This window comes from Haloterrigena salifodinae (assembly GCF_003977755.1).
Lineage (GTDB): Archaea > Halobacteriota > Halobacteria > Halobacteriales > Natrialbaceae > Haloterrigena > Haloterrigena salifodinae.
This window is the reverse complement of record NZ_RQWN01000001.1, coordinates 313,307-327,325: the sequence shown is the minus strand read 5'-3', so window position 1 is coordinate 327,325 and position 14,019 is coordinate 313,307. Positions and strand designations below refer to the sequence as shown.

11 protein-coding genes are annotated in these 14,019 nt (G+C 66.0%); 6 read left to right on the top strand and 5 right to left on the bottom strand.

What is annotated here, in order from left to right:
• Window positions 1–152 precede the first annotated feature (152 nt).
• From EH209_RS01610 to EH209_RS01600, 3 genes are all read left to right on the top strand, one after another.
• Entirely contained in the window at window positions 153–1,607 is a 1,455-nt protein-coding gene (locus tag EH209_RS01610; RefSeq protein WP_126661247.1) for a sulfatase-like hydrolase/transferase, read from the top strand.
• A 69-nt stretch (window positions 1,608–1,676) separates the two neighbouring features.
• Window positions 1,677–2,657: a hypothetical protein gene (locus tag EH209_RS01605; RefSeq protein ID WP_126661246.1), complete on the top strand. Its 981-nt coding sequence runs from the start codon at window positions 1,677–1,679 to the stop codon at window positions 2,655–2,657.
• A gap of 229 nt (window positions 2,658–2,886) precedes the next feature.
• On the top strand, window positions 2,887–5,526 hold the full coding sequence (locus EH209_RS01600) for a hypothetical protein (protein ID WP_126661245.1): 2,640 nt from the start codon (window positions 2,887–2,889) through the stop codon (window positions 5,524–5,526).
• Between the two features lie 45 nt (window positions 5,527–5,571).
• On the opposite strand, the gene EH209_RS01595 is transcribed toward EH209_RS01600, so the two are convergent.
• The 3 genes from EH209_RS01595 to EH209_RS01585 form a co-directional block, all read right to left on the bottom strand.
• Window positions 5,572–5,982: a hypothetical protein gene (locus EH209_RS01595; RefSeq protein ID WP_126661244.1), complete on the bottom strand. Its 411-nt coding sequence runs from the start codon at window positions 5,980–5,982 to the stop codon at window positions 5,572–5,574.
• 23 nt (window positions 5,983–6,005) lie between these two features.
• A complete protein-coding gene (locus EH209_RS01590) occupies window positions 6,006–6,470 on the bottom strand; it encodes a DUF2240 family protein (RefSeq protein ID WP_126661243.1) in 465 nt (154 codons plus the stop codon).
• Window positions 6,471–6,542: 72 nt separating this feature from the next.
• Complete coding sequence (locus EH209_RS01585) at window positions 6,543–7,181, bottom strand: ribonuclease H (protein WP_126661242.1); 639 nt, start codon at window positions 7,179–7,181, stop codon at window positions 6,543–6,545.
• A 425-nt stretch (window positions 7,182–7,606) separates the two neighbouring features.
• Between EH209_RS01585 and EH209_RS01580 the strand changes: the two genes are divergently transcribed.
• Together EH209_RS01580 and EH209_RS01575 are read left to right on the top strand one after the other, a co-directional pair.
• Window positions 7,607–7,972, top strand: a complete 366-nt coding sequence (locus EH209_RS01580) for a DUF7344 domain-containing protein (RefSeq protein ID WP_126661241.1) — start codon at window positions 7,607–7,609, stop codon at window positions 7,970–7,972.
• Window positions 7,973–8,107: 135 nt separating this feature from the next.
• Window positions 8,108–9,040, top strand: coding sequence for a DMT family transporter (locus EH209_RS01575; RefSeq protein ID WP_126661240.1), 933 nt, complete (start codon window positions 8,108–8,110; stop codon window positions 9,038–9,040).
• 178 nt (window positions 9,041–9,218) lie between these two features.
• Here EH209_RS01575 and EH209_RS01570 read toward each other — a convergent pair whose 3' ends face one another.
• Complete coding sequence (locus EH209_RS01570) at window positions 9,219–11,450, bottom strand: CDC48 family AAA ATPase (RefSeq protein WP_012943348.1); 2,232 nt, start codon at window positions 11,448–11,450, stop codon at window positions 9,219–9,221.
• 248 nt (window positions 11,451–11,698) lie between these two features.
• Between EH209_RS01570 and larC the strand changes: the two genes are divergently transcribed.
• Entirely contained in the window at window positions 11,699–13,093 is a 1,395-nt protein-coding gene (gene larC, locus EH209_RS01565) for a nickel pincer cofactor biosynthesis protein LarC (protein WP_126661239.1), read from the top strand.
• 57 nt (window positions 13,094–13,150) lie between these two features.
• Here the strand turns inward: larC and EH209_RS01560 are convergent, their stop codons facing one another.
• Window positions 13,151–13,783: a hypothetical protein gene (locus EH209_RS01560; protein WP_126661238.1), complete on the bottom strand. Its 633-nt coding sequence runs from the start codon at window positions 13,781–13,783 to the stop codon at window positions 13,151–13,153.
• Between the last annotated feature and the right edge of the window lie 236 nt (window positions 13,784–14,019).

The following is a 14,019-nucleotide window of genomic DNA, read 5'->3' as shown; positions in this document are numbered from 1 at the left end:
CGCGGAGGCGGGACGACGGTCGGTCCAGCGGTCAGTATTCGAACGATGACTGTCGTCGCAACTCGTGATAATCGATCTGTAACTGGTCACCCACTCCGGGAGATCGCCGATAACAGGTTCGTAACAATGAGTGTTCGAGAAGAGTGACCGCTATGCGAAACGTCGTTTTGCTCTGTCTCGACTCCGTCAGGAAGGACACGTTCGACGCGTGCGCCCGGCGGCTCGACGGGCGGGCCGACCTGTCGTACGAGCAGTGTCGGGCCGCGAGCTCCTGGAGCGCCCCGAGCTACGCCAGCATGGTGACCGGGGCGCTCCCGCACGAACACGGCGTTCACACCCACGACCCGTCCGTCTCCGGGATCGATCGCTCGGAGACGCTCTTCGGGGACCTCGAGTCACACCGGGCGCTGGGGGTGAGTACGAACGTCTTCGCCGGCTCGCCGTACGGCTTCGACGCGTTCTTCGACGAGTTCGTCGACGTCACCGAGGCCTACCGGTTTCCGGAGGGAGCCGATCCGGTCGCCGTTCGTTCGGCCAGCGACCGGTCGGGACCGGCCGTCTACCTCGACTTCCTCCGTACCGCGCTCACCCACGATCGACCGCTGTACAGCCTCGCCAACGGCGTTACCGGCTTCCTCGATACGGTCTCCGAGGACGCGCCGATTCCGAAGCTGTTCGACGACGGCGCGCGCGCCGTCACCCGCACCTCGAGGCGGCTGATCGACGACACCGACGGACCGTTCGTCCTGTTCGGTTCGTTCATGGAGGCCCACACCCCGCTTCGGAACCTCCGGGCGTTCGACCGATCGCTTCACGCGGCGTCGAACGCGTTCACGACGGCCGATCGGACCGTCTGGGAACTGATGGAGACCCCCGAGGAGCACCGGGAGTTCCTCGAGACGCGCCGCGAGCTGTACGGCGCGGCGATCGACTACCTCGACCGGACGATCGCCGACTTCGTCGACTGGGTGCGGGCGAACACGGCCCGCGAGACGACGGTCGTGATCACCGCCGATCACGGCGAGAATCAGGGGTACAAGTGCGAGGACGGACTCGTCCGCCACAAGAGCAGCCTCTCCGAGGGACTGTTACACGTGCCGCTGCTCGTCGTCAATCCGCCCGAGGGCTACCCCGAAACCGAATCCGAGTTCGTTTCTCACCTCGAGTTGCCGTCGCTGCTCGCGGCGATGGCCCGCGACGAGGTCGTCGATCCCACGGCCGACCGCGTCGTCGCGGAACACGTCGGCATGAGCGCCGGTCCCGAACCGCCCGATCGACTGGAGTACTGGGATCGGCTGATGCGGGCGGCCTACGACGGATCGACGAAGTACGTCTGGGATTCGCTGGGGAGCCGCCGCGAGTACGAACTCGATCGCGACCGCCCGTGTTGGCAGCGCCGCGTCGGTGACGAGAGTGAGGCCCAGGGTGAAACGGACGGCTCGAGTGGCGACGAACTGCGATGGGCCGTCCCCGACTGGGCGACCGACCGGTTCGAGACCGACGCGATCGAGTCCAAGCGACGGGCACTCGAGGACGACGACGACGGCTCGACCGACGACGTCGACGCGGGCGTACAGGACCGCCTCGAGAAACTCGGCTACGTCTAAGGTAACAGCGGGATAATCGGTCGTCACGGGAGACTAACAAAGGACGATGTGAGTCACGGGTTCGAACACATGGCTACTCGATCCGTTCTTCCGGAGCGATACTCGCTCGAGAACCTCCAGAAGGTCGTTCGAAATCCCAGGCTCCTCCAGAAGGAACTGTTCACGCTCGGTCTGCGGATCAACTCGCGGGCGGCCCAGTTTCGAAACGAGCGCCGGGGAACCGACGACGGCGTCGATGTGATGGACGCCGACTGGGACAACCTGCTCATCCTCGACGGCTGTCGGCACGATATGTTCGCCGCCCAGTCGGACCTTGAGGGGACGCTCTCCCGGAAACGATCCCGGGGCAGCGATAGCTGGGAGTTCATGGAGGCGAACTTCGCTGGAAAGGACCTCCACGATACGGTGTACGTCACCGCTAACCCCCACGTCTACGAACTCGAGGGCGACGTGTTTCACGCGGTCGTTGACCTCCTGGATCGCTGCTGGGACGAGGACGCCCGGACCGTCCGGCCGGACGCGGTCGTCGAGGAGGCGATCGCCGCCCGCGACCGGTTCCCCGACAAACGGCTCATCGTCCACTTCATGCAGCCCCACTTCCCGTTTCTCGGCCCGACCGGGGAACAGTTCTCGCACAAGGGTCTCGAGCACCACCTGGACGACGACGAGCGCTCGAGCGCGCCCAACCCCTGGTTCGGACTCATCCACGACCGGAATATCGACGTCGAGACGGTCGTGGCCGCCTACCGGGAGAACCTCGATATCGTTCTTCCCCACGTCGAGTCCCTCCTCGAGGCGCTCGACGGAAAGAGCGTGGTGACCGCCGACCACGGAAACCTGATCGGCGAGCGGGGCGTTCCCGTGCCGATCCGGCTGTACGGCCACCCGCGCGGACTCCACGTCGATCAGTTGCTGACCGTTCCGTGGCTCGAGGTCGACGGCGCCACGCGCCGGGAGGTCATCTCGGAACCGCCGGTCGCGGCCGACGACGCGACGGATGCCGACGACGACGCGGTCGAGGATCGGTTGAGCGCGCTCGGCTACGTCTAGTCGCGGCCGGACGTCCGTCGAAGCAACCCGTCTGCCGCTCGGATAGACGCTCGCTGCGAGGGACAAACGCCTCCCGCCGGCTCTCGTCGTACCAGCCCACTATTTATCAAAACCATCCCCATAATACCAATCATAATTATACGTTTGGTCACGGTACAATGATATTCTGATTATTTTATTCAATAATCAAGAGAAGACTTATATAGGAAACGGAGAATTACAGCATCGTATGGCACGCGATCCTGCAGTATTGGATGATGGTGAATCCAGCGGCACGAACCCCGAGAGAGCGGATGACGGGGATAATAACACGTTACTTGACCGTCGCTCGTACCTGAAATTGGCGGGGGCAACGACGGCCGCGGCGACCGCAGTGACCGGAGCGACCGGCGCTGCGAGCGCGGCCGACTACGACGTGATTCGGGCCCAGGGACAGACGATCAACATCGGCAGCGGGGAAACGTTCGAGAACAAACTGATCGATCTCACGACCGGCAGCAGCGTGCTGTTGATGGTTAACGGAGCGAACTCGACGATCCGGAACGTCGGCTTCAAAGGCCTCCACCGGGGCGACGGGTTCATGATCTCGATCAACGCCGGCCGCGGCGACGTGCTCGTCGAAAACGTCTATCTCGGCGACGGGTCGACGAAGGAAGGTGCGGATTTCGTTCACGGGCCCGGCGCGGTCTTCATGCACCGGAACAACAACGCCGACGTGACGTTCCGCCGCTGTAACGTACAGGGGTGGCCGAACAACGCCTTCTACTGTTCGAACACCGCCCACGGCGGCAGCGCTCGATTCGAGTACTGTCTCGGCAAGAACAACGGCGTTTCGACGTACCGCGTCGCGAGCGGGAACGACGCGATCATCGGTTGCGTCGCGTACAACGACAACACCGACTACGGGCAGGGATACGGCGGCTACGGCGAGACGAACGGCCGCCCCGTCTGGGTCTGGAACGGCGGCACCGTGACCATCCGCGACTCGAACTTCTCCGACGGCCCGTACCCGTACGCGCTGGTCGCCGGCGCGAACAACTCGCCCGGCCGCGCCAATTTCGAGAGCGGCGGCTACAGCGGCAACATCCGTCGGGGCGCCGGCTCGACCGTCACCGTCGGCAGCGCCGTCTCGAGCGATCCCGATCTCTCGATTCCCGACGGCGTTCCCACGTCGGCCGAGGCGGCGGCCTCGGGCGGTGAGCAGCGAACCCGCGGCGACCACGAGAACCTCCAGCACACCTACGAGTTCGTCGCCCAAGGTGAGAGCGAGCCGACCGACTACTACTTCGAGGTCGAAGAAGGGCCGATCGAGCCTTCATCGTACAACGGCGCGACGATCGAACCGGAGTACATGTGGGTTAACGACGACGGCACGCGCGCTGCGGGCCGCGTCGTCGACGGCCGACACGCCTGGGAGTTCGATTCGCCGCTCGTCGACGTCACCGTCGACGGTCCGGCTACCCCCCTCGTCAACGACCGGCAGTCGAACCTCGATCGCTACCCGCGTTCGGGCGCAGCCGGCGACGACTGGAAGGGAGACATGCCGTGGCACGGCACCGACAGCGGATCGTCGGACGAACCCACCGACGGCGGTGGCGACGGAACCGACGGCAGCAACGACGGAAACACCGATGGTGGCGACGGGACGGACGACAGCGGTGACGGCGAACGCGCGTTCGAACACACCTACGAGTTCGTCGCCCAAGGTGAGAGCGAGCCGACCGACTACTACTTCGAGGTCGAGGAGGGCCCCATCGAGCCCTCCACGTACAACGGTGGGACGGTCGAGGAGTCCCGCATGTGGGTCAGCGACGACGGCACGCGCGCCGCGGGTCGCGTCGCCGACGGCCGCCACGCTTGGGAGTTCGACTCGCTACTCGTCGACGTCACCGTCGACGGCCCGGCCGAGCCGCTCGTCGACGACCGACAGTCGAACCTCGATCGCTACCCGCAGTCGGGTGCGACCGGCGACGGCTGGAAGGGTGACATGCCGTGGCACAAGTCGTTCGAACACACCTACGAGTTCGTCGCCGAGGGCGAGAGCGAGCCGACCGACTACTACTTCGAGGTCGAAGAAGGACCGATCGAGCCCTCCACGTACAACGGTGGGACGATCGAGGAGTCCCGCATGTGGGTCAGCGACGACGGCACGCGCGCCGCGGGCCGCGTCGCCGACGACCGCCACGCCTGGGAGTTCGACTCGCTGCTCGTCGACGTCACCGTCGACGGCCCGGCCGAGCCGTTCGTCGACGACCGACAGTCGAACCTCGATCGCTACCCGCAGTCGGGTGCGACCGGCGACGGCTGGAAGGGCGACATGCCGTGGCACGCCGCTGACGACCCCGAGCACACGCTGTTGATCGACGGCGTTGGTATCATCGGCAAGACCAGCTACGACTTCCGCGTCAGCGGCGACGCCGAACCGACGAACTACCAGGGCGCGTCGATCAACGACGACACGTCGATCGTCGACGGACGCGTGGGCGGTTCGCTGCGGGGCTGGCGCGACGCCTTCGAGTTCAGCGGCGACCTCGAGTCGCTCACGATCAACGGCTCGGCCCGCGTCTACCTCGACGACGAGCGGGTCGATCCCAACGAGTACGGCGAGGAACTCGACCACGTCCTCACGGTCGTCAGCAACGGCTCGCCTGCGAGCTACGAGGTGAGCGTCGACGGACGGATCGCGGCGATCGCCGGCGACGACTCGAGCGAGGCGGCCTCGATTCGGGACGGACAGACGGCCGTCGGCTCGATCGACGCCGGCTACCACCGGTTCCGCTACTCGGGATCGGTGACGGATCTCGCGTTTGACGAAGGAACGGCGTTCGTCTACGCTGATCAGGACCGAATCACCCCCGACGACTACTGAACCGAGCCGGCGAGGATCCGCCGCCCGAACCGCGGGCGGTCCGCGCTAGAACGATTCCGTTTTTTCCGCCCGAACCACCGCTTTCACGACGTCCGTCGCCCGTTTGACCGCGGCGCCGCTCTCGACGAACACGAGCGTTCGCGGCGGTTTCGTCGCTTTCGGACGGACGCGTAACTCGAGGTCCTCGGCAGCCTCGGCCGCGACGTCCTGTCCCGTCTCGAACTCGAGTCGGGCCCTATCCTCGTGGACGAAGACGCGCGCGATCCGTTCGTCGTCGTCCGAGCGAGGGGGCGCGAGCGCCACGTCGTAGGCGCGCGCACCGTCGGTCGTCGGCTCGACGTCGCGGTCGGCGTTCGCGACCTCGATCGACGCGAGTTCGTCGTCCTCACGGCCGTCGAGTTCGGAGGCGAGCAGTTCGGCGATTCGGCGACCGTCGGTGATCCGCTCCTCAACCATACACCCGGTCGGGCGGCCTGGAACTAACGCCCTTCGGCTTCCGCGTCGGCGAGGGCCTCCCGCGCGACGGGAACCAGTTCGCTCACGTCGACGCCCTCCCGCCGGGCGTAGACGACCGCGGCGGCCTCGATGGTCAGGCCGAGGTCGTCCTGCAGTTGGTTGATGGCGCCGACCGCCTCGTGTTTCTCCATCCCCTCGGCGACGAGCGCGTCGAGGACGCGTTCGAACGCCGAGCGCTCCTGTAGGAGTTCCTCGTCAGGGACGAACTCGTCGGGGACGGTCACCTCGCCGGGATCGAACGTGGCCTCGAGGGCGTCGTCGGTGCGCTCGAGGAGGCCGTCCTGGGTGGCGACGTCGATCAGGCGTTTCGACTGGTCGGGCGAGAACCAGTCGCGGTCGAGCGAGAGCGCGACCACGAACTCGTTTTCCTGGAGGCGCCGGGTGCCGTTCTGGATGAACGGGGCGGCGACCGCGACGCGAAGACTCATAGAATGTGGTCGCCGGAACGACGAGATAACGGTGGCGGTTCCGCGCCGCCGTCGCGGACGCGGAGGACGGCGTCAGTCCGAGGCGCGCCCGCTCCCGCCGTTACGATCGGCTCGAGACGGCGGCGGGAACTCAGCGGCGGCCGGTTCCGGCGTCTCCGGCAGGACGCAGCGCTCGGGTTCCTGGTTGACGTGTCGGTAGCGATCGGGGGCGTTCGCGAGTGGGTGGGCCGGGTTCTGTCCGCTGTCGATGCGCGCGGCCCTGACCTCGCCGAACCCGGTGAGCCGGGCTTCGATACCGCGCCAGTGGTTGTGCGACGCGGGCGGGATCGAGACCGGACGCGGCGATTTGCCGTCCGGATGGTTCGTCGCAAGGATAGTGCTGTTGACGTTGCTGGCCAACGAGTCGTGGTCCACGAGCACGCCGACGCAGGCGTCTCGCGGCGCGCGAGCGGCGAGGACGTCGAGACCGAGATGGAGCGCCCGATACTCGGCGACGTTGTTGTCCGGGGGCGCGTCCGCGGTCGCGACGCGGGCGACGCGGGTGCCGTCGCGCGTTTCGATAACAGCGCCCAGTCCGCCGCCGGACTCCCGGAAGGAGCCGTCGGTGGCGACGTAGAAGTCCCGGTGATGGGTGCGCGGGGGGTGGGCGATGTGCGGTGTGGGCGACTCGTCGAACAGGTCCCGCAGGTTGGACCGGCCGTGAGCGGCCATACGAACGACTAAGCCACTCGCCAACTTAACTATTCTGTCCGCGATAACATATACCACATACCTGCGGTACTGTGTACTACTGTAACAACCGTAGAACGAATCCGTCTCGTTGACGGCAGCACATCCGGAGAGAACGTCCCCACCTTGCCGCCGTGATCACGGTGCTTAGGGAGCGGTATTCGGGAATCAACCGGTCCCGAACCGCGAAATCTCGAGCGGACGGTCGTCCCGGGTTCGTGAGCGTCGGCGTCATCGGTCGAGCCGCCCGACGTCGGTCGGCTCCGATCGCCTGGTGCTATCAGTCGGTGATATCGGATACCGGCCCGCCATCGGCGGGTTTTGGGACGGCACGAGCGAACTGTTCAGCCGATCGCCCCTATCTGTGTTGGCAGTAGGTGTAATATGGCTGGACGCCTTGATCGAGTATGAACGACGCGAACGCCACCCGGATGGAAGCCGCCTGCTCTCTTCTCGCCGAGTCCGAACGTCGATACCTGCTCTACCAGCTCGCCGAGAACCGCGGTGCCCACCTCGAGGACGTCGTCACCCGGATCGCCGCCTGGGAGTTCGACGTCCACCCGGTCGAGATCGACAAGGAGGACCGACAGCGGGTCTATGTCTCGCTGGTTCACAACCACCTCCCGCGACTCGCCGACTACGACATCATCGAGTACGACCTCCGCAACGGCGACATCGTCCTCGCTGACGGGTTCGACGATATCAAGCCGCTACTCGAGCAGTTTCGGCAAACCGAGGAAGAGCCGGAGATCCGCGAACTGCCGTCGCTCTAACCCTCGAACATCGCGGTAACGCAACTCGTCGTACAGCGGCCGTCCATTCCGTACAGCGTCCGATCTTTTTCGATCCCGTTCGTCGACCCCGTTTCGAATCGAAACGCGTAGAACCGTGCCGACGAGACGGCCGGTATGAGCCGCTTTCGCGATCTCGTTCGCTTTCTCGCGCTCGCAACCGTTTGGGGCTCCGCGTTCGTCGCGATCAGCGCCGGCCTCGACCACTTCCCGCCGGTGTTGTTCGCCGCCTTTCGGTACGACATCGCGGGCGTCCTGATGCTCGCCTACGCCGCTGTCGCGGTCGACGACTGGCGACCCCGCGACCGCGGCGAGTGGTCGCTGGTCGCCGTCGGTGCCGTCCTGTTGATCGCGGCCTACCACGCCTTCCTCTTCGTCGGCCAGCAACACACGACGGCGGCCGCGGCCGCGATCGTCGTGAGCCTCTCGCCGGTGCTGACCACCGGGTTCGCTCGCCTGCTCGTCCCCTCGGACGCGCTTTCCCCAGTCGGCGTCGGCGGCCTCCTAGTCGGCCTGCTCGGCGTCGCGGTCGTCGCGCGCCCCGATCCCTCGAACCTGCTGTCGGTCGACGCCGTCGCGACGGGGCTCGTCTTCTGTGCGGCGGCCGCCTTCGGACTGGGGAGCGTCCTCACCCGCCGGATCGACGCCTCGCTCCCGATCGAGACCATGGAGGCCTGGTCGATGATCGGCGGCGCCCTCCTGATGCACGGCGTCAGTCTGGTGCTCGGCGAACCGCTCGAGCCGTCGACGTGGACCCATCCCGAAGCGCTCGGCGCGCTGGGCTACCTGTCGCTGGTCGCCAGCGCGCTGGGCTTTCTGCTCTACTTCGATCTGCTCGAGCGGCTGGGCGCCGTCGAGATCAACATGGTCTCCTACGTCGCGCCGATCGTCGCCGCGTTGGTCGGCTGGCTCTACCTTGGGGAAGTCGTCGACGCGACGACGGCTGCCGGCTTCGGCTTCATCGCGGTCGGCTTCGTCCTCGTCAAGCGACGGGCGCTGCGCGAGGAGTTCGGACACGCGCTGGATCTGGGTCGATCGTCGAGCGAGTAAGCCGACGACCGATCGGAAACTCCCGCGGCCGGCGTACGGCGCGGGTCGAGAGAGAGACTCGAGTAGCTATCGGCTGGTATCCCATCGATAGTGAGGCTCAGTTCAGACGCCGCTCCGAGAAACGACTGCTCGTCGATCGAAAACCGCAAAAAATAACGCGTCCAGCCCGAGGGTGCGATTACTGGAAGCCGATCCGACTGTCGCGGCGACCCGTCGGTCCGGGGCCGCCCGATCCGCCGCCCTGGAACTCCTCTTCGATCTGCTCGTAGTAGTCCAGGATGTCGTCCGTGATCGTCGGCCGAACGTTCTCCATGGCCTGCCGGAAGTGGCGCATCTCGACGATGTCGGCCTCCTCGTCCTCGCGCAGCGCCTCGATGGCCGCCTCGCGGGCGATCGACTCGAGGTCGCTGCCGACGTAGCCGTCGGTGATCTCGGCGATCTCGCGCAGCGTGACGTCCGCGGCCAGCGGCGTGTTCTCGGTGTGGATCTCGAGGATGCGTTCGCGGCCGTCGACGTCGGGTTCGCCGATCATGACCAGCCGGTCGAACCGCCCCGAGCGCAGCAGCGCGGGGTCGATCATGTCCGGTCGGTTGGTCGCGCCGATGACCATCACGTTCTCCATCTCCTCGAGCCCGTCGAGTTCCGTCAGGAGCTGGTTGACGACTCGCTCGGAGACGTTCGAGCCGGTTTCACCGCCCCGTCCCGGCGCGAGCGCGTCGAGCTCGTCGAAGAAGATCACCGTCGGGGAGACCTGCCGCGCCTTGCGGAAGGTCTGCCGGATGGCCTTCTCCGATTCGCCGACCCACTTCGAGAGGAGTTGCGGACCGCGCACCGAGATGAAGTTCGCGTTGGTCTCGTTGGCGACCGCTTTCGCCATGAGCGTCTTCCCGGTGCCCGGCGGCCCGTACAGCAAGACGCCGGCTGGCGGATCGACCCCCAGCCGGTCGAACCGCTCGGGGTTCGAGAGGGGCCACTCGACGGACTCCTGGACCTGCTCCTTGGCGGAGTGGAGGCCGCCGACGTCGTCCCAGGAGATCTTCGGGAGTTCGACGAGCACCTCCCGCATCGCCGAGGGCTCGACCTCGTTCAAGGCGCCGCGGAAGTCCTGGCGCTTGACGATCATCCGGTCGATCAGGCTCGGCGGGATGTCCTCCTCGTCGAGATCGATCTCGGGGAGGTACCGGCGCAGGGCCTTCATCGCGGCTTCCTTCGTCAGCGACTCGATGTCGGCGCCGACGAAGCCGTGGGTCTCGTCGGCCAGGTGGCCGAGGTCGACGTCGTCAGAGAGGGGCATCCCACGGGTGTGGATCTGGAGGATCTCCTCGCGGCCGACTTCGTCCGGGACGCCGATCTCGATCTCGCGGTCGAACCGGCCCGGCCGGCGCAGTGCGGGGTCAACCGAGTCCACGCGGTTGGTCGCCGCGATGACGATGACCTGACCGCGGGACTCGAGACCGTCCATCATGGTCAGCAACTGGGCGACGACGCGGCGCTCGACCTCGCCGGTGACGTCCTCCCGTTTGGGTGCGATGGAGTCGAGTTCGTCGATAAAGATGATCGACGGCGACTCCTCGGTCGCGTCCTCGAAGATCTCCCGTAACTGCTGTTCGGACTCGCCGTAGTACTTCGAGATGATCTCCGGCCCCGCAATCGAGAAGAAGCTCGCGGAGGTCTCGTTGGCGACGGCCTTCGCGAGTAGGGTCTTCCCGGTGCCCGGCGGCCCGTGGAGCAGGACGCCCTGCGGGGGCTCGATGCCGAGCTTCTTGAAGATCTGCGGGTGTTTCATCGGGAGTTCGACCATCTCCCTGACCCGCTGGATCTCGCTTTGCAGACCGCCGATGTCCTCGTAGGTAATGCCGCCGCCGGTCTTCTCGAAGCCCGAAATTGGCTCCTCGCGAAGCTCGACGTCGGTGTCCTCGGTGATGAGGACCACGCCCTCGGGTTCCGTCTCGACGGCGATGAGCGGAATCGCCTGGCCGGGCGACCGCATGAACGGATGGTTCGTCGAGGACATGACCGGGACGATGTCGCGACCAACGACCGGCCGCTTCAAGATCTGTCGTTTCACCATGCCGGCGGCGTCGGAACCGAACTGGACCGACGCCTCCTCGGGGGGTGCGAGGGTGAGCTTATCCGCTTTCGTGGCTTCTGCCTTGCGGATCGTTACGCGTTCGCCGATCCCCACGTCGGCGTTCTGACGGGTGAACCCGTCGATGCGGACCGTATCGGTGTTCCAGTCCTGCCGGTCGGCGCGCCACACCTTCGCGGCGGTGGTGTCGGCGCCTTCGATTTCGATGATGTCGCCCGGACTCAGCTTCAGATGCAACAGCGTGTCCGGGTCGAGTCGGGCGATACCACGACCCGAGTCGTTCGGGTACGCCTTCGCAACCTCCAGTTGAACTTCGTTCATGATTCGGGATGGACGGCGATGTCAGTGGTTCCGCTTCGTGAGCGGATAGGTTTTTTGCTAGCCTACGTCGTTGCCTGTGCTAGTTGATACCATATCTAACTGATACGGCAGCGCACATAGATGTACCGGCATCGGTCGGTTTTGGTGGTACCGACACCGCCTCGAGAACGCGGCGCGGCACCGATCGTCCTCCATGGGAGTCGCGCCGAGAGGATGCCTTTTTGATCGTTCCACCCGGCGACCTAGCTATGCAACTCCTCGCGTTCGACGGCCGCATGGGCGCAAGCGGCGATATGATCCTCGCCGCCTTGCTCGATGCCGGCGCCGATCCCGACGCCCTCGAGGCCGTGACGGACGACCTCGCGGTGGCGTACGAAATCGACGAGACGGTCAAGTGCGGCATTTCGTCGACGACGGTCGACGTGTTCCTGACCGACGATTCGGCGGCGGATCCCGGCGGGCACGACGGCGACGGGGAGTCCAGCGGCGACGGCGGCCACGGTCACGACCACGGCGATACCGACCACGACGCACACGAGCACGGCCATAACCACGCACACGAGCACGGCGACGACGGACACACTCACGCCGACGAGGACGCTCACGCTCATTCCGACGGAGATGACGTCCGCGCCGAGGGACACGGCCCCCACCGGAGCTACCGCGAGGTCCGCGACATCGTCGCGGGGATGGACCTCGAGCCGGCGGTCGAACGCGACGCACTCGCCATCTTCGAACTACTCGGCGAGGCCGAGGCCAGCGTCCACGGCGAGTCCATAGCGGAGATCCACTTCCACGAGGTGGGCGCCGACGACGCCATCGCCGACGTGGTCGGTGCCGCCCTGCTCGTCCACGACCTCGAGCCCGATCGGATCGTCACGACGCCGCTCGCGACGGGCGGCGGCAGCGTCTCGATGAGCCACGGCGAGTATCCCGTCCCGACGCCGGCCGTCGTCGAGATCGCCGAGCGAGCGGACTGGCCGCTTCGTGGCGGCCCCGTCGACGCCGAACTGCTGACGCCCACCGGCGCGGCGATTCTGGGCCACTTCGCCGACGGCGTCGACTCGTTGCCCTCGCTCGATCTCCGCGGGGTCGGCTACGGTGCCGGCGGCTACGACCTCGATCCCCACCCGAACGTTCTCCGTGTCCTGGTCGGCGACGCGCAGGGGGAACTCGTGAAGGACGACATCGCCGTCCTCGAGACGAACCTCGACGACGCGACGCCGGAGGTGTTGGGCGGCCTGCAGGAGACGCTGGCCACCGCGGGCGCGCGGGACGTTTCGATTCTGCCGGCGACGATGAAGAAGTCCCGCCCCGGCCACCTCGTGAAGGTGATCTGCAAGCCCGCGGATCGGGAACGGGTCGCTCGAGCGCTGGCCGAAGAGACCGGAACGCTAGGCGTGCGGGACGCCGGCGCGACCCACCGGTGGATCGCGAATCGGGCGTTCGAGACGGTGGCCCTCGAGATCGACGGCGAAACCTACGAGGTGACCGTGAAAATCGCCAGCGACGCGGACGGCGAGATGTACGACGTGAGCGCGGAGCACGACGACGCGCTGGCGGTCGCGCGCGAGACCGACGTTCCGATCCGCGAGGTCACCCGCCGTGCGGAGCGAGCGGTGCTGGACGAACAGGGCCACTAGAAAATCGGAATCAGCGGCGCTCGGAAGCCACATCCCGGAGCGGCGTATCCGCTCGAGTTAGTCGTCCTCCGTCTCGGTATCGATATCGATCTCGATCGATTCGTCATCGGTCCAGTTCGACGATTGCGTGACGTCGGTGGAGCTACTGGTCACTGACGAGCTGGAGACCGTCGTCGACGAAACGGTCGACTGCGAGACGCTCGTCCCGCTCTCGCTCGTTTCGCTCGTGGACGTAACGGACGATGTCGACGTCTGAGCGCCGTTTTCGGAGACCGACGTCACGGAAACCGAGACGTCATTATCGGCGTCGACGATCACTTCGATATCGGTCGCACCGGTGTCGGAATCGGTCGCGTGGATCACTGCACCCCAGGGGAACGACTCGACGGCTGCACCGTCCGCAGTCGCTTCCTCGTCGTGCATATCCGTCGCATTGGGGGCCGTTATCGTCGATATCGAAACGTCATCGTCGGCGTCGACGATCACTTCGACGTTGGTGTCGCCGGTTTCGGCGTCGGTTTCGTGGATTACCGTACCCCACGAGAATTCGGTTTCTGTCATGGTTTCTGATGTGTTTTCGGTCGAATCGCTTACGGGGTCGCCGGGTGCAGCGATCACCGTTGCACCCGCGGCGACGACCGCCGCTGCCGCGAGTCCGATCGTCAGCGCCATCGCGGTTCGTTGGTTCATAGTTCAGTTAGCACACCGAGGCACGTTGCCCGTCCCCAGCGACTCACTCGTCGGCAGATTCGGGCATTAATCAATAGAACTGTTTCGCCGATATGCGTCTGCTAACCGACGGCTAACGCGACGGCATCGGTTCGCGAGACCGACGTATGAAACGGCCCTACGACGAGTTACTCGGCGTTTTTCACATCCGCACGCGATCGAACGCGGTCCCGGATCGGAGAGCGTGTTCTCGCTGT

What these genes read in the sequence shown, in the direction of transcription:
- EH209_RS01560 (WP_126661238.1), bottom strand. Translation starts at nt 13,783, where the DNA reads ATGAACCAACGAACCGCGATGGCGCTGACGATCGGACTCGCGGCAGCG.
- EH209_RS01605 (WP_126661246.1), top strand. Translation starts at nt 1,677, where the DNA reads ATGGCTACTCGATCCGTTCTTCCGGAGCGATACTCGCTCGAGAACCTC.
- EH209_RS01570 (WP_012943348.1), bottom strand. Translation starts at nt 11,450, where the DNA reads ATGAACGAAGTTCAACTGGAGGTTGCGAAGGCGTACCCGAACGACTCG.
- EH209_RS01595 (WP_126661244.1), bottom strand. Translation starts at nt 5,982, where the DNA reads ATGGTTGAGGAGCGGATCACCGACGGTCGCCGAATCGCCGAACTGCTC.
- EH209_RS01585 (WP_126661242.1), bottom strand. Translation starts at nt 7,181, where the DNA reads ATGGCCGCTCACGGCCGGTCCAACCTGCGGGACCTGTTCGACGAGTCG.
- EH209_RS01575 (WP_126661240.1), top strand. Translation starts at nt 8,108, where the DNA reads ATGAGCCGCTTTCGCGATCTCGTTCGCTTTCTCGCGCTCGCAACCGTT.
- larC (WP_126661239.1), top strand. Translation starts at nt 11,699, where the DNA reads ATGCAACTCCTCGCGTTCGACGGCCGCATGGGCGCAAGCGGCGATATG.
- EH209_RS01610 (WP_126661247.1), top strand. Translation starts at nt 153, where the DNA reads ATGCGAAACGTCGTTTTGCTCTGTCTCGACTCCGTCAGGAAGGACACG.
- EH209_RS01590 (WP_126661243.1), bottom strand. Translation starts at nt 6,470, where the DNA reads ATGAGTCTTCGCGTCGCGGTCGCCGCCCCGTTCATCCAGAACGGCACC.
- EH209_RS01580 (WP_126661241.1), top strand. Translation starts at nt 7,607, where the DNA reads ATGAACGACGCGAACGCCACCCGGATGGAAGCCGCCTGCTCTCTTCTC.
- EH209_RS01600 (WP_126661245.1), top strand. Translation starts at nt 2,887, where the DNA reads ATGGCACGCGATCCTGCAGTATTGGATGATGGTGAATCCAGCGGCACG.